The organism is Mycolicibacterium iranicum (genome assembly GCF_014190915.1).
Classification (GTDB): Bacteria; Actinomycetota; Actinomycetes; order Mycobacteriales; family Mycobacteriaceae; genus Mycobacterium; species Mycobacterium iranicum_B.
Genome location: NZ_JACHVU010000019.1, coordinates 1 through 20,183, shown reverse-complemented (window position 1 = coordinate 20,183; position 20,183 = coordinate 1). Strand labels below are relative to the sequence as shown.

The 20,183-nt window shown below is 67.8% G+C and carries 22 protein-coding genes and 1 pseudogene; 2 read left to right on the top strand and 21 right to left on the bottom strand.

From position 1 onward, the window contains the following. Nucleotides 1-6: 6 nt before the first annotated feature. The 13 genes from nuoK to FHR72_RS25005 all read right to left on the bottom strand — a co-directional run bounded on the left by nuoK (nt 7) and on the right by FHR72_RS25005 (nt 11,440). Nucleotides 7-306 carry an NADH-quinone oxidoreductase subunit NuoK gene (gene nuoK, locus FHR72_RS25065; protein WP_183473872.1) on the bottom strand — a complete coding sequence of 100 codons (300 nt, stop codon included), beginning with the start codon at nt 304-306 and terminating at the stop codon, nt 7-9. Then, nucleotides 306-1,004 (bottom strand): NADH-quinone oxidoreductase subunit J, encoded by a 699-nt coding sequence (locus FHR72_RS25060; RefSeq protein ID WP_260156241.1) that lies wholly within the window; start codon nt 1,002-1,004, stop codon nt 306-308. The genes nuoK and FHR72_RS25060 overlap by 1 nt, the downstream gene beginning before the upstream one ends. A 23-nt stretch (nt 1,005-1,027) precedes the next feature. Further along, nucleotides 1,028-1,567, bottom strand: a complete 540-nt coding sequence (gene nuoI, locus FHR72_RS25055) for an NADH-quinone oxidoreductase subunit NuoI (RefSeq protein ID WP_183473868.1) — start codon at nt 1,565-1,567, stop codon at nt 1,028-1,030. Then, complete coding sequence (nuoH, locus tag FHR72_RS25050) at nt 1,560-2,792, bottom strand: NADH-quinone oxidoreductase subunit NuoH (protein WP_183473866.1); 1,233 nt, start codon at nt 2,790-2,792, stop codon at nt 1,560-1,562. The genes nuoI and nuoH overlap by 8 nt, the downstream gene beginning before the upstream one ends. Continuing rightward, on the bottom strand, nt 2,789-5,173 hold the full coding sequence (locus FHR72_RS25045; protein WP_183473864.1) for an NADH-quinone oxidoreductase subunit G: 2,385 nt from the start codon (nt 5,171-5,173) through the stop codon (nt 2,789-2,791). The genes nuoH and FHR72_RS25045 overlap by 4 nt, the downstream gene beginning before the upstream one ends. Continuing rightward, nucleotides 5,170-6,495, bottom strand: a complete 1,326-nt coding sequence (gene nuoF / locus FHR72_RS25040; protein ID WP_183473860.1) for an NADH-quinone oxidoreductase subunit NuoF — start codon at nt 6,493-6,495, stop codon at nt 5,170-5,172. Before nuoF ends, FHR72_RS25045 begins: the two co-directional genes overlap by 4 nt. Beyond that, complete coding sequence (gene nuoE / locus FHR72_RS25035) at nt 6,492-7,406, bottom strand: NADH-quinone oxidoreductase subunit NuoE (RefSeq protein WP_183473857.1); 915 nt, start codon at nt 7,404-7,406, stop codon at nt 6,492-6,494. Before nuoE ends, nuoF begins: the two co-directional genes overlap by 4 nt. Further along, nucleotides 7,403-8,731 carry an NADH dehydrogenase (quinone) subunit D gene (gene nuoD / locus FHR72_RS25030; protein WP_183473854.1) on the bottom strand — a complete coding sequence of 443 codons (1,329 nt, stop codon included), beginning with the start codon at nt 8,729-8,731 and terminating at the stop codon, nt 7,403-7,405. The genes nuoE and nuoD overlap by 4 nt, the downstream gene beginning before the upstream one ends. Continuing rightward, entirely contained in the window at nt 8,731-9,414 is a 684-nt protein-coding gene (locus tag FHR72_RS25025) for an NADH-quinone oxidoreductase subunit C (protein ID WP_183473851.1), read from the bottom strand. The genes nuoD and FHR72_RS25025 overlap by 1 nt, the downstream gene beginning before the upstream one ends. A 26-nt stretch (nt 9,415-9,440) precedes the next feature. Further along, on the bottom strand, nt 9,441-9,995 hold the full coding sequence (locus tag FHR72_RS25020) for a NuoB/complex I 20 kDa subunit family protein (protein WP_183473848.1): 555 nt from the start codon (nt 9,993-9,995) through the stop codon (nt 9,441-9,443). Beyond that, nucleotides 9,986-10,360 (bottom strand): NADH-quinone oxidoreductase subunit A, encoded by a 375-nt coding sequence (locus FHR72_RS25015; protein WP_183473845.1) that lies wholly within the window; start codon nt 10,358-10,360, stop codon nt 9,986-9,988. The genes FHR72_RS25020 and FHR72_RS25015 overlap by 10 nt, the downstream gene beginning before the upstream one ends. A 177-nt stretch (nt 10,361-10,537) precedes the next feature. Continuing rightward, nucleotides 10,538-10,957, bottom strand: coding sequence for an Rv3143 family two-component system response regulator (locus FHR72_RS25010; RefSeq protein WP_183473842.1), 420 nt, complete (start codon nt 10,955-10,957; stop codon nt 10,538-10,540). Between the two features lie 96 nt (nt 10,958-11,053). Further along, complete coding sequence (locus FHR72_RS25005) at nt 11,054-11,440, bottom strand: nuclear transport factor 2 family protein (RefSeq protein ID WP_183473839.1); 387 nt, start codon at nt 11,438-11,440, stop codon at nt 11,054-11,056. A 43-nt stretch (nt 11,441-11,483) separates the two neighbouring features. On the opposite strand from FHR72_RS25005, the gene FHR72_RS25000 reads away from it, so the two are divergent. After that, nucleotides 11,484-12,116, top strand: a complete 633-nt coding sequence (locus FHR72_RS25000; protein WP_183473836.1) for a class I SAM-dependent methyltransferase — start codon at nt 11,484-11,486, stop codon at nt 12,114-12,116. Between the two features lie 75 nt (nt 12,117-12,191). Here the strand turns inward: FHR72_RS25000 and FHR72_RS24995 are convergent, their stop codons facing one another. Genes FHR72_RS24995 through FHR72_RS24960 form a run of 8 tightly spaced genes read right to left on the bottom strand, consistent with a single transcriptional unit; the run spans nt 12,192 to nt 19,816 of the window. Further along, entirely contained in the window at nt 12,192-12,530 is a 339-nt protein-coding gene (locus FHR72_RS24995; protein WP_183473833.1) for a DUF6285 domain-containing protein, read from the bottom strand. After that, on the bottom strand, nt 12,527-13,498 hold the full coding sequence (locus FHR72_RS24990) for a phosphotransferase family protein (RefSeq protein WP_396888518.1): 972 nt from the start codon (nt 13,496-13,498) through the stop codon (nt 12,527-12,529). Before FHR72_RS24990 ends, FHR72_RS24995 begins: the two co-directional genes overlap by 4 nt. A gap of 30 nt (nt 13,499-13,528) precedes the next feature. After that, entirely contained in the window at nt 13,529-14,770 is a 1,242-nt protein-coding gene (locus FHR72_RS24985; protein WP_183473830.1) for an acyl-CoA dehydrogenase family protein, read from the bottom strand. A gap of 24 nt (nt 14,771-14,794) precedes the next feature. Beyond that, entirely contained in the window at nt 14,795-15,415 is a 621-nt protein-coding gene (locus FHR72_RS24980; protein ID WP_183473827.1) for a TetR/AcrR family transcriptional regulator, read from the bottom strand. Nucleotides 15,416-15,421: 6 nt separating this feature from the next. Further along, nucleotides 15,422-16,327 carry a hydroxymethylglutaryl-CoA lyase gene (locus FHR72_RS24975; protein WP_183473824.1) on the bottom strand — a complete coding sequence of 302 codons (906 nt, stop codon included), beginning with the start codon at nt 16,325-16,327 and terminating at the stop codon, nt 15,422-15,424. Then, entirely contained in the window at nt 16,324-17,526 is a 1,203-nt protein-coding gene (locus FHR72_RS24970) for a CaiB/BaiF CoA transferase family protein (RefSeq protein WP_183473821.1), read from the bottom strand. Before FHR72_RS24970 ends, FHR72_RS24975 begins: the two co-directional genes overlap by 4 nt. Then, nucleotides 17,523-18,713 (bottom strand): alpha/beta hydrolase, encoded by a 1,191-nt coding sequence (locus FHR72_RS24965; protein WP_183473817.1) that lies wholly within the window; start codon nt 18,711-18,713, stop codon nt 17,523-17,525. Before FHR72_RS24965 ends, FHR72_RS24970 begins: the two co-directional genes overlap by 4 nt. Next, nucleotides 18,713-19,816, bottom strand: coding sequence for a homogentisate 1,2-dioxygenase (locus tag FHR72_RS24960; RefSeq protein ID WP_183473814.1), 1,104 nt, complete (start codon nt 19,814-19,816; stop codon nt 18,713-18,715). The genes FHR72_RS24965 and FHR72_RS24960 overlap by 1 nt, the downstream gene beginning before the upstream one ends. Nucleotides 19,817-19,934: 118 nt before the next feature. Between FHR72_RS24960 and FHR72_RS24955 the strand changes: the two are divergent. Beyond that, nucleotides 19,935-20,183 (top strand): annotated as a pseudogene (locus FHR72_RS24955) (HNH endonuclease signature motif containing protein); the annotation flags it as partial.

Here is a 20,183-nt window from a genome sequence, read left to right as displayed (position 1 = left end):
GGGGTCTCAGTGCCTCAGCAGGCTGGCCGCGTCGACGCTTGCGGAGCGCCGGGTCCGGAAAATCGTCATGATGATCGCCAGCCCGATGACGACCTCGCACGCCGCGACCACCATCGTGAAGAACGCGACCACCTGGCCGTCGAGGTGACCGTGCATCCGCGAGAACGCGACGAACGCGAGATTGGCCGCGTTGAGCATCAATTCGACGCACATGAACATGACGATCGCGTTGCGGCGCAGCAGCACTCCGGCAGCGCCGATGGTGAACAGCAGCGCGGACAGGTAGAGGTAGTTGTCGGGATTCATCAGCGGCCGCCGTCCCGGCCGGTGACATCGTCCTGGGTCGGCACCTCGCGCACCTGCAGGATCGCGCTGACCGACAACTCGGATCCGGAGCCGTCGGGCAGCCGGGCGGGAACGTCGACGGCGTTGTGCCGGGCGTAGACGCCGGGGTTCGGCAGCGTGGTCGGGTGACCGCCGGGAGCGAATCGTTCCACCGCCAGTTCGCGTTGGGTCTTGCGGCGCTCGAAGCGTTCCCGGTGCGCGAGGACCATGGCACCCAGCGCGGCGGTGATCAGCAGCGCACCGGTCAGCTCGAAGGCCCACAAATACCGCGTGAAGATCAGCGAGGCCAGTCCCTCCACATTGCCTCCGGCGTTGGCCTGGTCGAGCCCCACGAACCCGGCGACCGAGACGTTGCCGATCCCGGCGACCAGCAGGACGCCGAAGCCCACGCCGACCGCGATGGCGGCAACGCGTTGTCCCCGTAGCGTTTCCACCAGCGATTCCGACGAGTCGACGCCGATGAGCATCACGACGAACAGGAACAGCATCATGACCGCGCCGGTGTAGACGACGATCTGCACGACCCCGAGGAACGGCGCATCCTGGGCGATGTACAGAACGGCGAGCGCGATCATCGTCATCGCCAGCGAGATGGCCGAGTAGACGGCCTTCGGCGCCGCGACGACGCCGAGCGCACCCGCTACGGCCACCGCCGCCATCACCCAGAACAGGATCGTCTCGGTCACTGCGCGGCCTCGGAAGCCGAAGGCGCGATGGTGCCCAGGACATTGCCCCGGTAGTAGTCGTCGTCGGTGCACCCGGGTTGCATCGCATGCGGCGGAGCCTCCATCCCCGGCGCGAGCGGGGCGAGCAGCTTGTCCTTGCCGTAGATCAGGTCGGCGCGGTTGTCGTCGGCCATCTCGTAGTCGTTGGTCATCGTCAGCGCGCGCGTCGGGCACGCTTCGATGCACAACCCGCATCCAATGCACCTCAGGTAGTTGATCTGGTAGACGCGGCCGTAACGCTCACCGGGGGAGAAACGTTCGGCGTCGGTGTTGTCGGCCCCCTCCACGAAGATCGCATCCGCGGGGCACGCCCATGCGCACAGCTCGCACCCGATGCACTTCTCCAGACCGTCTGCGTAGCGGTTCAATTGGTGACGGCCGTGATAGCGCTTTGCGACGGGTCCCGGCTTCTCGGGGTACTCCTCGGTGACCGGCTTCTTGAACATCGAGCCGAACGTGACACCGAACCCGGCGACGGCGTCGAGGAATCTAGGCATCGGCATGCTCCTTCACCGGTATCGGTGGCACCGGGAAGGCGCCCTCGTCCGCCGGCGCTGCGGGCAGCGCCGGTTCCTTCCGAATCCTGCGGGCCCGCATCCTGCGCCATGCCGTCAGCACGGCGGCGAACAGCGCGACGACCGCCAACCCGATCGCCGCAGTCACCCAGGTCGGATAACCGCGGTCCTGCAGGGCGTGGGTGGTGGCGACGATCGCAATCCAACCGAGCGACACCGGGATGAGCAGCTTCCAGCCCAGCGCCATGAACTGGTCGTAGCGCATCCTGGGAAGTGTTGCGCGCAACCACATGAAGAAGAACAGGAACAGCCACACCTTGGCGGTGAACCACAGCAGCGGCCACCACCCGGTGTTGGCGCCGTCCCAGATGCTGATCGGCCACGGTGCGTGCCACCCGCCCAGGAACAGCGTGGTCGCCAACGCCGACACGGTCGTCATGTTCACGTATTCGGCCAGCATGAACATCGCGAATTTCAGCGACGAGTACTCGGTGTGGAAACCGCCGACGAGCTCGCCTTCGGCTTCGGGCAGATCGAAAGGCGCACGGTTGGTCTCGCCGACCATGGACGTCAGGTACACCAGGAACGACGGCAGCAGCAGGAACACATACCAGACGTCGTTCTGGGCGGCGACGATCCCCGACGTCGACATGGTGCCCGAGTACAGGAACACCGCGGCGAACGACAGCGCCATCGCGATCTCGTAGGAGACCACCTGTGCCGAGGACCGCAGCCCGCCCAGCAGCGGGTACACCGAGCCCGACGCCCAGCCCGCGAGCACGATGCCGTACACGCCGATGGAGGTGACGGCCAGGATGTAGAGCACTGCGACGGGCAGATCCGTGAGCTGCAGCGCGGTGCGGTGGCCGAGAATCGAGACCTCGCCGCCCAACGGGATGACGGCGAACGCCATGAACGCCGGGATCACCGAGATGACGGGCGCGGCGAGGTAGATCCACTTGTCCACCCCGGCCGGGATGAGTCCCTCCTTGAGCGCGAGTTTGACCCCGTCGGCCAGTGACTGGAGCAGCCCCCGCGGGCCGACCCGGTTCGGGCCGAACCGCAACTGCATGCGGCCCAGGATCTTGCGTTCGAGCAGGATCGCGGTGAGGACTGTCAGTACCAGGAAGCCGAAGATACCCAGCGCTTTGGCCAGGATCAGCCACCACGGATCGTGGCCGAACAGCGTCGGATCGGGATAGGTCACGGCCGCCCCCGTCCGATCGAGACCACGGCCCCGGCCGTCACGCCCAGCGTCCGGTGGACATGACTGCCCGGCGAGTTCAATGGCACCCACACCACACGGTCGTCCATGTCGGTGATCTCCGACGGCAGCGTGAGGGCCCCGTGCGGCGTGCTCACCGTCACCAGATCGCCCGTCACGACGCCGATTTCGATCGCTGTCGCCGCGGACAGCCGCAGTACCGGCGTCCTGGCCGTCCCGGCGAGGTACGGTTCGCCGTCCTGCAGCCGACCCGCATCGAGCAGCATCCGCCAACCGGCCAGGACCGCCTGACCGGCGTCGGGTGCTGCGGGCGAGGCCGGGACGGCGGGGGCCGCCGGACGCGCACCCGACCACAGCCCGAGGCGACCCCGCTCCTCGGCGGCCGCCGAGGCGCTCGGAAGGCCGAGGTCCACTCCGATCTCGTCGGCGATCATCGTCAGGACCCGCAGATCGCTGACCGCATTGGTCTGCAGTGCCGGCTCGAAGGGACGTGAACGACCCTCCCAGTCGAGGAACGACCCGCCCTTCTCTACCACGGGCGCCACCGGGAACACGACGTCGGCGCGTGCGGTGACGGCGCTGTGCCGCAGTTCCAGGCTCACGACGAACGGGGTGTGGTCGAGCGCGCCGAGCGCGGCCTGTGGGTCCGGGAGATCCTCAACGTCGACGGCGCCGATCAGCAGTGCGTCGAGTGCGCCGTCGCGGGCGGCGGCCAGGATTCCCAGGGTGTCCCGGCCGGGGGAGGTGGGCAGACCGTCGACATGCCATGCCGCAGCGGTCTGTTCGCGGGCGGTGACGTCGTCGACGGGCCGCCCGCCGGGCAGCAGGTTGGGTAGCGCTCCCGCCTCCACTGCGCCGCGGTCGCCGGCGCGGCGGGGGATCCAGGCCAGGCGGGCTCCGGTCGACTCCGCGAGCCGCGCGGCCGCCGACAACGCGCCCGGTGATGTCGCGAGACGTTCGCCGAGAAGTATCAGCGACCCCGGCAGAACGAGCAGGCCGTCGTCGGACAACGCGTTCAGCGCCGCCGCCTCACCGCCCGGAGCTGTCCTGATCAGCCGTCCCGAGAGCTTGCCCAGACTGCGGCTTGCCCACGGCGCCACCGACATCACCTGCAGTCCCCGCTTGCGGACGGCCTTGCGCAGCCGGAGGAAGACGATGGGGGACTCCTCTTCGGGCTCGAGCCCGGCCAGCAGTACGGCGGGGGCGCTCTCGAGGTCGGAATAGGTGACGGTCATCGGACGGCCCGCGATCTGCGCGGCCAAAAAGTCTGCTTCCTCGGCGCTGTGCGGCCGCGAGCGGAAGTCGATGTCGTTGGTGCCCAGCACCATCCGGGCGAACTTCGCGTAGGCGTAGGACTCCTCGGACGTCGAGCGCCCCCCGACCAGTACGCCGGCCCTCCCGGCTGCCGCGGCCAGGCCCGCCGCTGCCACCCCGAGCGCCTCAGACCAGGAGGCGGGGCGCAACGCGCCGTCTTCGCGGACCAACGGCGTGGTGAGGCGGTCTCCGGCCGTGGCATAGGTGAACGCCCACCGGCCCTTGTCGCAGTTCCATTCCTCGTTGACCTCGGGGTCGTCACCGGCCAGCCGCCGCAGCACCTTGCCGCGCCGGTGGTCGGTGCGTTGCGCGCAACCGGAGGCACAGTGCTCGCAGACACTGGGGCTGGAGACCAGATCGAACGGTCGGGCGCGGAACCGATACGCCGTTCCGGTCAGGGCCCCCACCGGGCAGATCTGCACGGTGTTGCCGGAGTAGTACGACTGGAACGGTTCTCCGGGCGCGATGCCCACCTGTTGGCGCGCACCGCGTTCCAGCAGATCGATGAAGCGATCGCCGGCGATCTGGTCGGAGAACCGCGTGCACCGGGCACACAGCACGCACCGTTCCCGGTCGAGCAGCACCTGCGACGAGATGTTGATCGGTTTGGGAAAGGTGCGCTTCACGTCCTCGAAGCGGGTCTCGGTGCGTCCGTTGGACATGGCCTGGTTCTGCAGGGGGCACTCGCCACCCTTGTCGCAGACGGGGCAGTCCAGCGGATGGTTGATGAGCAGCAGCTCCATCACGCCGTGCTGGGCCTTGTCGGCGGCCTCGGACGTGAACTGGGTTCGCACCACCATGTCCGGTGAGACGGTCGTCGTGCACGACGCCAGTGGTTTGCGCTGACCCTCGACCTCGACCAGGCACTGCCTGCACGCACCGACGGGATCGAGCAGCGGGTGGTCGCAGAATCTGGGGATCTGCACACCCATCAACTCGGCGGCCCGGATCACCAAAGTGCCCTTGGGAACGCTGATCTCGTGATCATCGATCGTGAGGGTGATCATCTCGACCGGCGGCGCCGCCTGGTCACTCTCAGCGAGGGTCATGCACCCACCCCTTCCGGCGCGACGAGCATCGAGGCATAAGGATCGAACGGGCATCCCGCGGCCGCGGGATCGAGGTGCGCCTCGTACTCACCGCGGAAGTACTTCAGCGACGACACGATCGGACTCGCGGCACCGTCGCCCAGGGCGCAGAACGACTTGCCGAAGATGTTGTCGGCGATGTCGAGGAGCTTGTCCAGGTCTGCCTCGGTGCCCGCGCCCGTCTCCAACCGCTCGTAGATCTGGGCCAGCCAGTAGGTGCCCTCCCGGCACGGTGTGCACTTGCCGCAGGATTCGTGCGCGTAGAACTGCGTCCAGCGCCGCACGGCCCGCACGACGCAGGTGGTCTCGTCGAAGATCTGCAGCGCTTTGGTGCCGAGCATGGAGCCGACGCCGGCCATACCCTCGTAATCCAGTGGCACGTCGAGGTGTTCGGCGGTCAGCAGCGGGGTGGACGAGCCGCCGGGTGTCCAGAACTTCAGTTCGTGGCCGGCGCGCACGCCGCCCGCGTAGTCCAGCAGCTCACGCAGCGTGATGCCCAGCGGGGCCTCGTACTGCCCCGGCCTGGTGACGTGACCCGACAGCGAGTACAGCGTGAACCCGGGTGATTTCTCCGATCCCATGGAACGGAACCAGTCGACACCGTTGAGCAGGATCGGGGGGACGCTCGCGATGGATTCGACGTTGTTGACCACCGTCGGGCATGCGTAGAGGCCGGCGACGGCGGGGAAGGGAGGCCGCAGTCGCGGCTGACCGCGCCTGCCCTCCAGGGAGTCCAGCAGCGCCGTCTCCTCGCCGCAGATGTAGGCGCCCGCTCCGGCGTGCACGACCAGCTCCAGATCGAAACCCGAGCCGTGGATGTCGGAGCCCAGATGGCCCGCGGCGTACGCCTCGGCGACCGCGGCCTGCAACCGCCGCAGCACCGGGACGACTTCGCCGCGCAGATAGATGAAGGCGTGGTGGGCCCGGATGGCGTAGGCGGCGATGATGGCGCCCTCCACCAGGAAGTGCGGCGTCGTCATCATCAGCGGGATGTCTTTGCACGTCCCCGGTTCGGATTCGTCGGCGTTGACCACCAGATAGTGCGGTTTGGCCGCCGCACCCTCATCGCCCTGGGGGATGAAGGACCATTTCGTCCCGGTCGGGAAACCCGCTCCGCCGCGCCCGCGCAGGCCGGAGTCCTTGACCGTGGTGATCACCTCGTCGGGGCTCACCGCCAGGGCGCGCGCCAGTGCCTCGTACCCACCATGGCGGCGGTACGTCTGCAACGACCAGGGCTCGGGTTCGTCCCAGAACCGGCTCAGCACAGGCGTCAGCGACGTCATCGGGAATCCGCTCCGTCGGTCTCGGGGCCCGCGTCGGTGTCCGTGTCGGTTGCCGCGGCTTTAGGGTCGGTTTCCTCGGTCGCCGACCGGGCGGGGACGCTGGCCTCGGGGCCGGGGGCGGGCTCGTTCTTCACCGCCTCGGCGGCGTCGGCCTCGTCGCTGGACTGTCCCGACACGGAGTCGGTGGGGGCGCCGGCGGACGGCGCCGCCATCTCGTGCTCGTGGGCGAAGCGCAGCCCCACCAGGGTGGCATCACCCACGGGGCCGGCACCGGGCGCCCCCGCCGAATCGGGAAGGCCGGCAAGGGTTCTGGCGGTCTCCCGGAACGTGCACAGTGTTCCGCTGCGGGAGGGCGTCGGCCTTTCGCCGGCGCGCAGCGCATCGACGAGGTCGCGTGCCGAAGACGGTGTCTGGTTGTCGAAGAAGTCCCAGTTGACCATCACCACCGGGGCGTAGTCGCAGGCGGCGTTGCACTCGACATGTTCGAGGGTGACCATGCCGTCGGCGGTCGTCTGGCCGGGACGCAGGTCGAGGTGGGCCTCGAGACTGTCGAGGATCGCGTCGCCGCCCATGACGGCGCACAGCGTGTTCGTGCAGACCCCGACCAGGTACTCACCCGTGGGTGTCCGGCGGTACATCGAGTAGAACGTCGCGACGGCGGTCACCTCGGCGTCGGTGAGGTCCAATTGCCGGGCGCAGAAGCTGATTCCGGCGGGGGTCAGGCATCCGTCCTCGGCCTGCACCAGGTGTAGCAGCGGCAGCAGTGCGGAGCGGGACTGCGGGTAACGGCCGATGATCGTCGCGGCGTCCACCGACAGGCGGTCCAGCACGTCGCCGGGATAGGTTGCCGTGCCGTGGATCGGCGGTCCGGGCTCGTCCGGCCGTTGACCCAGCTCGAGGAATACGGTCATCTGTCCACCCCGCCCATCACAGGATCGATCGACGCGACGGCGGTGATCGCGTCGGCGACCATCCCGCCCTCGCACATCGCTGCCACCGCTTGAAGATTCGTGAACGAGGGGTCCCGGTAATGCACCCGGTAGGGACGGGTGCCGCCGTCGGAGACCATGTGGACGCCCAGTTCGCCGCGCGGAGATTCGACCGCGGTGTACACCTGGCCCGCCGGGACACGGATGCCTTCGGTGACCAGCTTGAAGTGGTGGATGAGGCCTTCCATCGAGTGGCCCATGATCTTGGCGATGTGTTCGGGAGAATTGCCCAGCCCGTCGGGCCCGACCTTCAGATCGGCGGGCCAGGCGAGCTTCTTGTCGGTGATCATGACGGGCTTGCCGGCGAGGCGTTCGAGTCTCTCCACGCACTGTTCGACGATCTTGATCGACTCGCGCATCTCCTTGACCCGGATGAGGTAACGGCCGTAGGAGTCGCACCCGTCGTCGGTGACGACGTCGAAATCGTATGTCTCGTAACCGCAGTAGGGCTGCGACTTGCGCAGGTCGTGCGGCAGCCCGGTGGAGCGGAGTACGGGCCCGGTGATCCCGAGCGCCATGCACCCGGTGAGGTCCAGGTAGCCGATGCCCTGGGTGCGGGCCTTCCAGATGTAGTTCTCGTTGAGCAGGTTCTCCATGTCGCGCAGCCGCGTCGGCAACAGCGTGAGCAGGTCGCGGATCTGCGGGAGACCCTCGTCCGGAAGGTCGGCAGCGACCCCACCCGGCCGGATGTAGGCGTTGTTCATCCGCAGCCCGGTAATGGTTTCGAACACCGAGAGGATCAGCTCGCGCTCGCGGAAACCCAGGAACATCGCGGTCATTGCGCCGAGCTCCATGCCGCCGGTCGCCAGGGCGACCAGGTGGCTGGAGATGCGGTTGAGCTCCATCATCATGACCCGGATGACGGAGGCCCGTTCCGGGATCGCCTCGGTGACGCCGAGGAGCTTCTCCACACCCAGGCAGTACACCGTCTCGTTGAAAAACGGTGACAGATAGTCCATTCGGGTCACGAAGGTCACGCCCTGGGTCCAGGTGCGGTATTCGAGGTTCTTCTCGATGCCGGTGTGCAGGTAGCCGATGCCGCAGCGCGCTTCGACGATCGTCTCGCCCTCGATCTCCAGGATCAGCCGCAGCACCCCGTGGGTGGACGGATGCTGCGGGCCCATGTTCACCACGATGCGCTCGCCGGCGTGCTCGGCGGCGTTCTGCCGTGCAGCGATGACGACCTGGTCCCAGTCCTGGCCGCCGACGACGACGACACGCTCGGGTGGGCGCTGGGAAGTGGTCATCAGTGGTAGGCCCTCCGTTGGTCGGGCGGCGGGATCTCGGCGCCGTGGTATTCGACCGGGATCCCGCCCAGCGGATAGTCCTTGCGCTGGGGATGTCCCACCCAGTCGTCGGGCATCTCGATCCTGGTCAGCGACGGGTGCCCGTCGAAGATGATGCCGAAGAAGTCGTAGGTCTCGCGCTCGTGCCAATCGGTGGTCGGGTAGACCCCGAACAGCGAGGGGATGTGCGGATCTTCGTCGGGAGCAGCCACTTCCACGCGCACGCGGCGATTGTGGGTGATCGACATCAGCGGATAGACGGCATGCAGTTCGCGCGCGGTATCGCCGGGGTAGTGCACACCGCTGACCCCCAGGCACAGTTCGAACCGCAGAGCCGGGTCGTTGCGCAGCGTCTGCGCCACCTCGACGAGACGCGCGCGCGTCACCTCGAGGGTCAGCTCGTCGCGGTAAACCACGACCCGCTCGACGGATTCGGCGAAGACGTCCTCGCCGAGAGCAGCGGCCAGCGCGTCGACGACCTCGTCGAAGTAGCCCCCGTAGGGCCGCGGGCTGCTGCCGGGCAGCGCCACCGGGCGGACCAACCTCCCGTAGCCGGAGGTGTCGCCGCTGCCCTTGACGCCGAACATGCCGCGACGCACCCCGATGACCTCCGGGGCCGGGTCGCCGGTGCCGTCCGCGCTCATCGGTGCCGTCTGTTCTTCGCCGCCCATCACCTCAACAGGCCCTTCAGCTCGATCGTCGGCGTCACAGCCATCGCCGCGTGCTCGGCCTCGCGGATCGCTTCCTCGCGGTTCACCCCGAGTGGCATCTCCTGGATCTTGTCGTGCAGTTTCAGGATGGCGTGCAGCAGCATCTCGGGCCGGGGCGGGCAACCGGGCAGATAGATGTCGACGGGCACCACGTGGTCGACACCCTGCACCACCGCATAGTTGTTGAACATGCCGCCCGACGACGCGCAGACACCCATGGCCAGCACCCACTTCGGCTCGGCCATCTGGTCGTAGATCTGACGCAGCACCGGCGCCATCTTCTGGCTCACCCGTCCTGCGACGATCATCAGATCCGCCTGGCGAGGCGTCGCCGAGAACCGTTCCATGCCGAACCGCGAGATGTCGAAACGCGGCCCGGCGGTGGCCATCATCTCGATCGCGCAGCAGGCCAGGCCGAAGGTCGCCGGCCACAGCGAGCCTTTCCGGACGTAACCGGCGACCTTCTCCACCGTGGACAGCAGGATGCCGCCGGGGAGCTTCTCCTCTAATCCCATTGCAGACCTCCTCGGCGCCACACGTAGGTGTAGGCCACGAAGACGATGACCATGAACAACAACATCTCGACCAGCGCGAACAGGCCCAGATTGTCGAATGCGACCGCCCACGGATAGAGAAAGACGATCTCGATGTCGAAGACGATGAACAACATCGCCGTCAGGTAGTACTTGATCGGAAACCGTTGGCCGGTGGCCGCGGCGGCAGGGTCGGACGGGTCCATCGGCTCGATGCCGCACTCGTAGGCTTCGAGCTTGGCGTGGTTGTAACGCCGGGGCCCGATCAGCAGGGCGATCCCCACCGATCCGACGGCGAACACAGCAGCTATCGCTCCGAGCACCAGGATCGGCGTGTACAGATTCATACTGCGTAGCAGCTCCTCGGGGGCTGTCGATGTGAGCTAGCCCACAGCCTAGCCCTGTTTGAGATGCAAGCCACGCATTTTGGTTAGTATCGCTATTGGCGCCGTCCGGCGATGCCGCATGGCCTCGAATGACTAAGCGCGGCAACATTTTTAGGTGATCTTGACCAGCGTTCCGGGCTAGACGGCGGCGCGCAGGAGCGACACGACGGCGTCGCCGAGCCGGATCGGGTCGATCGGGTGGGGGACCGCGGCTTCGGCGCGCGACCACCGGGCCAGCCAGGCGTCATCCGGTCGGCCCGTGAGGACGAGCACCGGCGGGCAGTCCTCGACTTCGTCCTTGAGCTGCTTGGCGATCCCCATGCCGCCGACCGGAGCTGCCTCGCCGTCCAGGATCGCCAGGTCGAAGCCGCCCTCGTCCATGTGCCGGACGACCATCGGCCCGGTGGCGACCTCGACATAGCTCAGCTCCGGCAGTTCCGGATGGATGCGTTTGCCCAGCGCAAGCCGGACCTGCTCCCTGGTTCTGGGGTTGTCGCTGTACACCAGAATCCGTAGCGGTCCCGGCGACCGGGAGGAGTCGGGAGACGGCACAGCCATGCGCGCGATGTTAGCCGCGGGGGGAATCGTCGTCTCTGGAGTGACCAAACTGATTGTCCGGGTGCCGAACTCGGCGGGACATGCCGGGCCGCCGGCTCAGGATGCGGCCCCGGCCAGTAGGGGCTGGATCTGGGCCGGGTCGAAGTATTCGTCGATGCGGGTGATGAGGCCGTCCGCTCCGACCAGGATGACGATGCAGACACGCAGGGCGATCGACGCCCCGGTGTGGGCGGTGGCGTGCAGGACGTGCTGCTGGACGAAGCCGCCGTCGAAGAGGCGGCGGTCGAGGATCTCGTAGTGCCGGGCGGCGGTGGCCGAGATGAACCAGGCGATGATCTTGACCGACCTTACGTGGTCGTTGTCCCGGGTGTCGCCGCTCTTCCACACGGCGATCGACGGACTGAACAGGTCCGCTACGGCAGCAGTGTCGCTGCGTTCGATCGCGCCGAACAGTCGATCGGCAACGTTTGTCCGAGTGTCCATCGGGTATTGACCTCAACTTCGGTTCAGGTTGAAGACTCGCGGTATGGATCTGACACCCACCCTTTCCCGTTTCGACGACTTCTACAAGGACCGGAGTCAGACTCCGCCGTGGGTCATCGGCGAACCGCAACCGGCCATCGTCGGGCTGCACCGTGCCGGCCAGATCACCGGGCGGGTTCTCGACGTCGGTTGCGGAACCGGCGAACACACCCTCCTGCTCGCCGCGGCGGGGTATGACGTCGTCGGTGTCGACGGGGCGCCCACGGCGGTCGAGCAGGCCCGTCGCAACGCGCGCGACCGCGGGGTGGACGCCCGGTTCGAGGTGGCTGACGCGCTGACCCTCGGCGCCGCGACCTACGACACCATCATCGACAGCGCCCTGTTCCACATCTTCGACGACAGCGACCGTGCGCGCTACGTACAGAGCCTGTACGCCGCGACCCGGCCAGGGTCGGTGGTGCACGTGCTGGCGCTGTCCGACACAGGGCGCGGGCTCGGCCCCGAGGTCAGCGAAAGCACTCTGCGCGACGCGTTCGCCGACGGCTGGGACATCGAGGCGCTCGACACCACGACCTACCGCGGCGTGGTCACGCCGGTGCACACCGAGACCCTGGGCCTGCCGGTGGGCACGGTGGTCGACGAACCGGCCTGGCTGGCGCGGGTGCGCCGGGTCTGACCGTGAATCCCCGGCCGGGGCGCACGGAGCTGCGCTACCCGCCGGGGCGGCCGACGCAGATGGCCGCCGGAGCGCTCATCGCTCGTCGGCATAACCCGGGTGGTCGATCGACAGCCGGTGCCGGACCAGCGTGCGAAGCACCCGCAGCACGTCCTCGGGACGATCGTCGAGCCGACCCTCTCGGATCGCCTGGGCGAGCGACGCCTCGTCGTCGACGCCGAGACCGTCGAACGATTCGCGCACCGTCTCGGCGGTCCGGTCGAGCAGTTCGCGTTCGACGATCCGCAGGACGTTCGCGGCGACCCGGGCATGAAAGCCGATCTGCCCCCCGGCGGCGCGGACGTCGTTGTCGAGGAAATCCGCCACGGCGGCAACGAGTTCCGCGGAGGTCGGTCGTCCCGTGAGTTCGCTCATCGCGGTCCTTTTCCGGTGAGCAGATCGAGCAGGTCCCACTCCGTCTCGCTGACGCGACGACCGATCGCGGCCAGCTCGACAGACGGTGTCTCTCCGGACAGATGCCGTTCCGCCTGGTGCCGGCAGATGACCCCCCATCGCAGCGTGGCCACCGTGAGCCACCAGCGAAACACGCGACGATCCAGTGCCGTTCCCGACGCCTGCTCGTAGGCCTGCAGGAACGTCTCGACGCTGCCCAGCCCGCCGGCGCCCTGTGACTCGGGAGCGCCGAACCGCCACGCCCGGATGCAGAACCATGCGAGATCCTCGTAGCTCTCCCCGATATGGGTCAGTTCCCAGTCCAGGACCGCGGCCAGGCCGGAGTCGTCGACGATCAGATTCCCCATCCGGAAGTCACCGTGCACGACACCCATCGGTGAGGGGGCGGGCCGCTCCTCGGCCAACCGCCGGAAGGTCCACTCGAATGTCGCGGTGGTGTCGCCGATCTCGTCGAGCCGGGTGCGCCAGCCCGCCAGCTCGTCGGGTGCGGTCAGGCCGATGCCGTCGGGGTCCGCCCGGTGGACGTCCGCCAGGGCCGTGGCGCACTGCCCGAGCAGACGGGCCCGCCCTGCCTCGTCGAGCATCCGGAAGATTCGGCGGACGATCGTCTCCCCGTCGATGGCATCGCAGATCAGGAACGGATTGCCCACCGCCTCAACTGAATTGTCGGCGGTCAGGATGTGGGGGACGGGTGCACCCGCTTCGGCCGCGCGCTGCTGCACCTTGGCTTCGAGTTCCATGCTGGCATGGATGTCGTCGCGGGCACCGGTCCGCAGGATCAGCCGGCGGGACCCCTCGGCGCCCGTGCAGGTGAACGCCCAGGTGGTTCTGCTCGCCCCACCGGTCAGACGTTTCAGGTCGACGACGGCGACATCCCCGAGCACGGGCTGCAGGACGTGTTCGAGAGCCTGCGTCAGTTCGGTGGTCACCCAGTCACCTTCCCCTCGCCGGTGCAGCGCTCACGACCGCCGCCCGAACCCGAAGAGACGTTGCGCCACCCGCCGGATCTGGATCTCCTCGGCGCCCTCGGTGATGCGGTAGCGGCGGTGGTGCCGGTAGATGTGCTCGAACGGCTCGTGCCGGCTGTAGCCCACCCCTCCGAAGACCTGCATCGCGCGGTCGGCGGCCTCGCACACCAGCCGGTTGGCCCGGTAATTGGCCATCGATACCTTGTCGGACACTTCCATGTGGTGGTTGCGGTCGAGCTCGGATGCGGCGAAACGCACCAGCAGACGCACCATCTGGGCTTCGGTCTGCAGCTCGACCAGTGGCCACTGCACGGCCTGGTTCGTTGAAAGCGGCTTGCCGAACACCTTCCGGTCGTTGGCGTAGGCGACGGCCCTGTCGATGCAGTACTGCGCCGCGCCCAGGCTGGACGCCGCCTGACGGATCCTGTTCTCGTGCAAAAAGGTCTGTCCGACTTCCAGGCCCCGGTCCACCTCCCCGAGGATCGCATCGGACGGGACGCGGACGTTCTGCAACTCCACCTCGGCATGGTCGGTGGGCATGTTGAACGTCCACCAGTAGTAGGGCACCGTGAATCCCGGCGCGTCGGTGGGCACCAGGAACGCGGTGATGCCGCGGGCCTGTCCCGGATCGCCGGAGGTTCGGGCGAACACCAGGTCATGGGTGGCGCGATGCACACCGGTGTTGAATCGCTTCGCGCCGTTGATGACCCAATCGCTTCCGTCGGCGACGGCGGTGGTCTCCAGCCAGGTGGCGTCCGACCCGTGATTGGGCTCGGTCAGCCCGAAGGCCATGGACCGTTCACCGGTGATCAGCGCGTCGGTCCACTCCCGCTTCTGGTCCTCGGTGCCGAACTTGTCCATCATGATCACCTGCGGGAAATTGCCGACGATCGACGATTCATCCTGCAGGTCGTTGTGCAGGCCCAGACCTTTGTGGGCCAGATGCTCGCGGATGACGGCCATGTCGATGTTGCTGCCGTCGCGCCCGCCGAACTGCGACGGGAGGCCGTATCTCAGCCACCCGGCGGCGTCCGCGCGCCGGCGCATCTCACCGAGCAGGTCTTCCCATTCCCGCCGGGGGACGCCGCCGTTGTCCCAGTCGGTGCGGGCGTGCTCGCGGCGTTTGTCGAAGTACTGGATGTGTTCCCGTTCCAGCGGTGTGATCTCGGCGTCGATGAACGCGTCCATCTCGGCGAGAAGGCCCGGCAGGTGGTCGGGAAGGCTGAAATCCACTGGTTCTCCTTTGAACGACTTCGGTCAGTACCCGTACAGCGTTTTCTTCCAGATCTGGGACAGCGTCGCGATGGCGTCCCGGTCGTCCATGTCGAAACCGAGGCCCGACGACCCCACGAACACGGTGGTGAAGTTCTCGAACAGCAGCGCGATCGCTGCCGCGGTGTGTTCGGGGTTGAGCTCGGCGGCGTACCCCTGCTCCTGGGCGCGCCGCACCGATGCGGCCACGATGTCCATCCCGAAACGCCGGAACTCGTTCTGCACCGACGCGAACCGTGGCTGCGTCGCAGCCAGCTGCGCAACGGCGATCATGATCCCGATGTTCTGTTTGAACATCGTCCAGTAGCCCGTCACCACCATGGTGAAGAATTCGTCGTCGTCGGCGGATTCGGGCAGCGGTACGCGCAGCCCCGAGGGTGTGACGACCTCGTGCAGGAACGACTCCGCCAGTGCCGCCAGCAGGTCTTCCTTGTCGGCGAAGTAGCGGTAGAACACTGCCGGCGACTTACCCGCCGCCGAGGTGATGTCGCCGAGGGTGGTGCCGTGAAAGCCACGCTCCGCGAACAGCTTGCGGGCCGCCTGCTCGATCGCGTCACGGGTCTGACGGCCTTTGGCGCTCAACGTCTCCGACGGTCCGGGCGGCACGGTCGGTCAGCCGAGGATCCGGTCGCCGGCCCGCAGCAGCGAGCTCGGGAGGTCGTGGCCGACCGCGTTCTGTGCCACGCGGGCCGCCTCGATGGCTGCGGTGAGGTCGACGTCGACGCCGATACCGCTGTCCCGCAACAAGTACACCAGATCCTCGACCGCGATGTTGCCGCTGGCTCCCGGTGCGAAAGGGCACCCACCGAGGCCGCCCACCGAAGCGTCCAACCGGGTGACACCGGCACCCACGGCCGCGTAAGCACTCGCCAACCCCGCACCGCGGGTGTTGTGGAAATGCGCACCCAGCGGCGTCGCGCCGACCCGGGGACGGATCGCCGCCACCAGTTCGCCGACCCGCCTCGGGGTAGCGGTGCCGATGGTGTCGGCGATGGCCAGACGGTCGACGCCGGCGTCGACGGCCGCCGTGACGATGTCGAGAACCCGTTGTGGCGCAGTCGGTCCGTCGAACGGGCAGTCCCAGGCGGTCGCGACGATGACCTCGACGGTGACGCCGCTGTCGTGGGCGATCGCGACGATCTCCGGGATCTGCGCGGTGGCCTCCGCCGAGGACCGTCCGACATTGGCGCGACTGTGGCCGTCGGCCGCGGACACCACGTACTCGATGGACCGCAGCCCCGCGGCGATGGCGCGTTTCGCTCCGTTCGGGCTGGCCACCAGCGCGGAGAACTCGATGCCGGGAAAGTTGTGGAGTTCGGCGGCGAGGTCGGCGGCGTCCGCGAGCGCCGGCACCTTCGACGGCGACACGAAGGCCGTCGCCTCCATCTCCCGCACACCGGTGGCGGCGATCGCGGCGAGCAGTTCCAGCTTGGCCGACAACGGGATCGGCGCCTCGATCTGCAGTCCGTCGCGCATCGACACATCGCGAATGTCGACGTGGGTGGGCAGTCCGGTCACAGCACGCCTTCCCGTCGTAGGGCGTCGAGTTCCGTCTCGGATCGACCGAGCAGCCCGCAGTACACCTCGACGTTGTGCTGCCCCGGCCGGGACGAACCGGCGCTGCGGATGGTCCCCGGAGTCTCCGAGAGCACCGGTACGACGCCGGGGCCCTTGACGTTTCGGCCGATGCGCTCGTCCCAATGGTCGGCGATCATGCCGCGCGCCTGCAGCTGCGGGTCCTCGACGACCTCGGCGACCGTGTTGATGGGCCCGCTGATGACGCCGGCCTGCGACAGCGTGGAGATGATGTCGGCCGGCTCGCGTTCGATGGCCCACGCCCCGATGATCGAGTCGAGCTCGTCCTGATTGCGGCCGCGGGCGACGTGGTCGGCGAACCGCTCGTCGGTGGCCAGGTCGGGGAGGTCCATCGCCGCACACAGCCTGCGGAACACGGTGTCCTGGTTGGCGGCGATGACGACCCAGCTGCCGTCGGCGGTGGGGTAGATGTTGGACGGCGCGATGCCCTCGAGGCGGGTGCCGGACGGGCCGCGGACGACGCCGCCGACGTCATAGTCGGGGATCGTCGATTCCTGTACCGCCAGGCACGATTCGGTCAGGGCCGCATCGACGATCTGGCCCTCGCCGGTGACCGAGCGCCGGTAGAGCGCGGCGAGCGCGCCCTGTGCGGCGAACATCCCGGCGAGGCTGTCACCCAGGGAAAGGGCGAGGCGCGGCGGCGGTCCGCCGGGGAATCCGTTCATGTGCCTCAGCCCGCTGGCGGCCTCGGCGACCGAGGCGTAGCCGGCCTTGTGGGCTTCGGGTCCGGTCTGGCCGTACCCCGACACCCGCACCAGGATGATGCCGCGGTGGCGTTCGCGGAGGACGTCGTAGCCCAGCCCCCACTTCTCCAGCGTGCCGGGCCGGAAGTTCTCGACGATCACATCGCTGCGCTCGACCAGATCGAGGAACAGGTCCCGGCCCTGCGGGACGCGCAGGTTCAGCGTCACCGCCTTCTTGTTGCGCGCGTGGACCGTCCAGAAGAAGTGGTGCCCGTCCAATTCGGCCTGACCCCAGGTGCGCAACGGATCCGGGGCGCCGGGCGGTTCGATCTTGAGGACCTCGGCGCCCATGTCGCCGAGCAGCCGACCGGCGAACGGCCCCGAGATCAGCGTTCCGACCTCGAGCACCCGGATGCCGTCGAGCGGTCCGGTCGTCACCGTGCGCTCGCGAAACCGTGCCGCGTGAGCCAGTCGGTGACGATGCCGACGGCTTCGCCGAGTTTGTCGCGCTGGTCGGGTCCTGCGTAGTAGTGGTTCGCCCCGGCGATCTCGTGCATCTCCTTATCCTGGTGCCCGATCGCGTCGAAGATCCGACGGGTGTGGCTGGGCGTGCACGCGTCGTCGGCCAGGTTGCCGATCACCAGGGCGGGGACGGCGATGTCGGGGCCGGCCTTGACGGCGTCGCCGTGGGCATCGTCGTAGCTCCACTGCGAGAGCCAGCTGCGCAACGTGCAGAACCGTGCCAGTCCGACGGGGCTCATGTTCACCACCTGAGGATCGCCCAGGTAGCAGGTTCCGGGGATGCGTTCGTTCGGATCCACAGTGGGGTCGAGCCAGCGCGGATCGGCCATGGTGCCGTGCACCACGAAGGCGAACTCGTCGTCGGGCCGGCCGGCAGCCTTCAGTTCGGCGAGCTTTGCCTTCACCCACTTCGTGATTCGCCGGTTCCGGTCGATCTGGGCCTGGTGGTAGCGCGCCAGGAACTCCGGTGTGTACGGCGGTTGATTCGGATTGTCAGGGTTGTACAGATCCAGCTCGGGATCGCGTTTCGTCGGGTCCGACTCGTCGAGGATGGAGGCGTCCATCCATTCGGTCATCGTGCCGTGCCTGCTGATGTGGGCGGCCAGCAGCATGATGCCGTCGGCGGGGATGAGCCCCAGCGTCGTCAGGTCCGGGCCGTCGCCGGACGGGCTCGCGGTGACCGTCGGATGTTGCGCCTGCTGCTGATAGAACACCGACAGGGAGCCGCCGCCGCTCCAGCCCGCCAGCACCACCTTGGAGTAGCCGAGCCGGTTCTTGGCATCCTTGATGCATTCGCCGAGGTCCTCGACGACCTTCTCCATGAGCAGCGCCGAGTCGGTGCCGCGGAACCGGCTGTTGCAATAGATGACGTGGTGGCCGGCTCGGGCCAGGGCGTTGATCATCGGCAGATACGCGCCGCCGCCGATCGGATGCATGAACACCAGGACGGTGTCGGACTCCACCGCCTTCGGTTTCAGGAGGTAGCTCTCCAGCACCACCAGCTCCGCGACGCCGCCGTAGACATCGCGGACGCCGGAATTGTTCTGATAGGCAACCAGATAGGGGATGCGGTCGTATTCGTGCCTGGTCGCCTCGCCACCCACTAGTGCTGCCCCAGGTCGTTCGCGAGGATCTCCGGCGACGGCACCAGTCGACGGCGGGTGTCCACCGCGATCACCGACCAGTCGACCCGGTCGTACTCGTCGAACTTGCGTCGTGCTCTCTCGCGCGCCTTCTCCGGCGCACCGTGATGCACGCCCTGCGGGGCGTGGGAGACCAGACCCGGGGGCATCGGGATGCCGTAGAGGGACCCGTCGTGGAAGAACGCGATCTCGTCGAAGTCGACGTTGCGGTGGTACCACGGAGTGCGCTCGGTGCCGGGCGCGGACTCGGCCGGCTTGGGCAGGAAGTTCATGATGTAGACCCCGGTCGCCTCCATGAACAGGTGGACACTGGCAGGCAGGTGGACACTGTCCGACGCGATCACCGTGTAGTCCTCGATGTTGAAGGTGAAGGGGAAGTTGTCGCCCCGCCAGCCTTCGACGTCGAGCGGATGGTGTTGATAGAAGAGGCTTGTCGGGCCGCCTTCGTGGATCAGGCGGACCTCGTACTCCCCGTCGTGGTGCGGGCCCACGCCGTCGTCGATGGGTTGCGGTTCCGGGATCACGGCCTGGGCCGGGTCGAACGGGAAGTGCCGGCCCAGCGCGCCCGGCGGCGGCACGCGGAACTCCTCGGTGGCCTGGACCATCAGGAGCGTCGTCTCCTCGGCGGGGATCTGGCGCCACGTGCAGGCTTTCGGGATGTAGATCCAGTCGCCCTGCCGGTAGTCCAGCGGCCCGAGTTCGGTTTCCAGCGAACCGGATCCGCGGTGCACGAACGAGAGCAGGTCGCCGTCGACGTAGCGGACGAAGAACGGCATCTCCTCGGTGCGCCGGGACAGCAGCACCAGGCAGTCGGCGTTGGAGAACATCAGCAGAGGGCCGCCGTGGGCGTCGGTCGAGTCGCTCGGCTTGAGCTCGGAGCTCAGCACGTCAGTGGGGCGGAGTGGCCCGACGGCCCGGTATGCGGTCGGATCGTTGCGTCGGTACATGTTGGCGGTGCGGCCGACGAAGCCGCCTCGGCCGAGCTCGTCGTCCTTGAGACCGTCGAGGTCTGCGTGGATCCGCTTCGGCGTCTTGCCTTTTCGAAGGTGGACGAATGATTCCATGGCCATCTCCTCGTAGTGAAAGTAAAAGTGACTTTACTTTTATCTCTGCGGCTCGGTCAAGGGGTGAGCGCTAGCTTGCGCGCCGGATTTGTCGGTGGTTCGAACTAGTGTTCGATGTATGGAGGTGGTGTCGGAGGCGGTCGCTGTGATCGGCGAGCAGCTGGCGGTGTTGGGCAAGGCGTGTGAGGAGTTGTCGCATCGGGAGCTGGTCGGGCTGCTGGCCGAGGTGACGACGGTGCTGCGCAGCGTGCCGGCGCTGGAACATCAGATCTTGGCGCGGCTGCGTGCCGAGACCGAACCGCATCGCCTCGGCGAGTCGTCGTGGAAACGGGTGTTGACCACCGCGCTGCGCTGCAGCGACCGTGAT

Excerpts from the sequence above, each read along its gene's own strand:
- FHR72_RS25010 (WP_183473842.1), bottom strand. The coding sequence starts at position 10,957 with ATGGCTGTGCCGTCTCCCGACTCCTCCCGGTCGCCGGGACCGCTACGG.
- FHR72_RS24960 (WP_183473814.1), bottom strand. The coding sequence starts at position 19,816 with ATGGAATCATTCGTCCACCTTCGAAAAGGCAAGACGCCGAAGCGGATC.
- FHR72_RS25045 (WP_183473864.1), bottom strand. The coding sequence starts at position 5,173 with ATGACCCTCGCTGAGAGTGACCAGGCGGCGCCGCCGGTCGAGATGATC.
- nuoD (WP_183473854.1), bottom strand. The coding sequence starts at position 8,731 with ATGACCACTTCCCAGCGCCCACCCGAGCGTGTCGTCGTCGTCGGCGGC.
- FHR72_RS25020 (WP_183473848.1), bottom strand. The coding sequence starts at position 9,995 with ATGGGATTAGAGGAGAAGCTCCCCGGCGGCATCCTGCTGTCCACGGTG.
- nuoK (WP_183473872.1), bottom strand. The coding sequence starts at position 306 with ATGAATCCCGACAACTACCTCTACCTGTCCGCGCTGCTGTTCACCATC.
- FHR72_RS25000 (WP_183473836.1), top strand. The coding sequence starts at position 11,484 with ATGGATCTGACACCCACCCTTTCCCGTTTCGACGACTTCTACAAGGAC.
- FHR72_RS25015 (WP_183473845.1), bottom strand. The coding sequence starts at position 10,360 with ATGAATCTGTACACGCCGATCCTGGTGCTCGGAGCGATAGCTGCTGTG.
- nuoF (WP_183473860.1), bottom strand. The coding sequence starts at position 6,495 with ATGACGTCGCTGACGCCTGTGCTGAGCCGGTTCTGGGACGAACCCGAG.
- FHR72_RS25025 (WP_183473851.1), bottom strand. The coding sequence starts at position 9,414 with ATGAGCGCGGACGGCACCGGCGACCCGGCCCCGGAGGTCATCGGGGTG.
- nuoE (WP_183473857.1), bottom strand. The coding sequence starts at position 7,406 with ATGACCGTATTCCTCGAGCTGGGTCAACGGCCGGACGAGCCCGGACCG.
- FHR72_RS24995 (WP_183473833.1), bottom strand. The coding sequence starts at position 12,530 with ATGAGCGAACTCACGGGACGACCGACCTCCGCGGAACTCGTTGCCGCC.
- nuoI (WP_183473868.1), bottom strand. The coding sequence starts at position 1,567 with ATGCCTAGATTCCTCGACGCCGTCGCCGGGTTCGGTGTCACGTTCGGC.
- FHR72_RS25005 (WP_183473839.1), bottom strand. The coding sequence starts at position 11,440 with ATGGACACTCGGACAAACGTTGCCGATCGACTGTTCGGCGCGATCGAA.
- FHR72_RS25060 (WP_260156241.1), bottom strand. The coding sequence starts at position 1,004 with ATGGCGGCGGTGGCCGTAGCGGGTGCGCTCGGCGTCGTCGCGGCGCCG.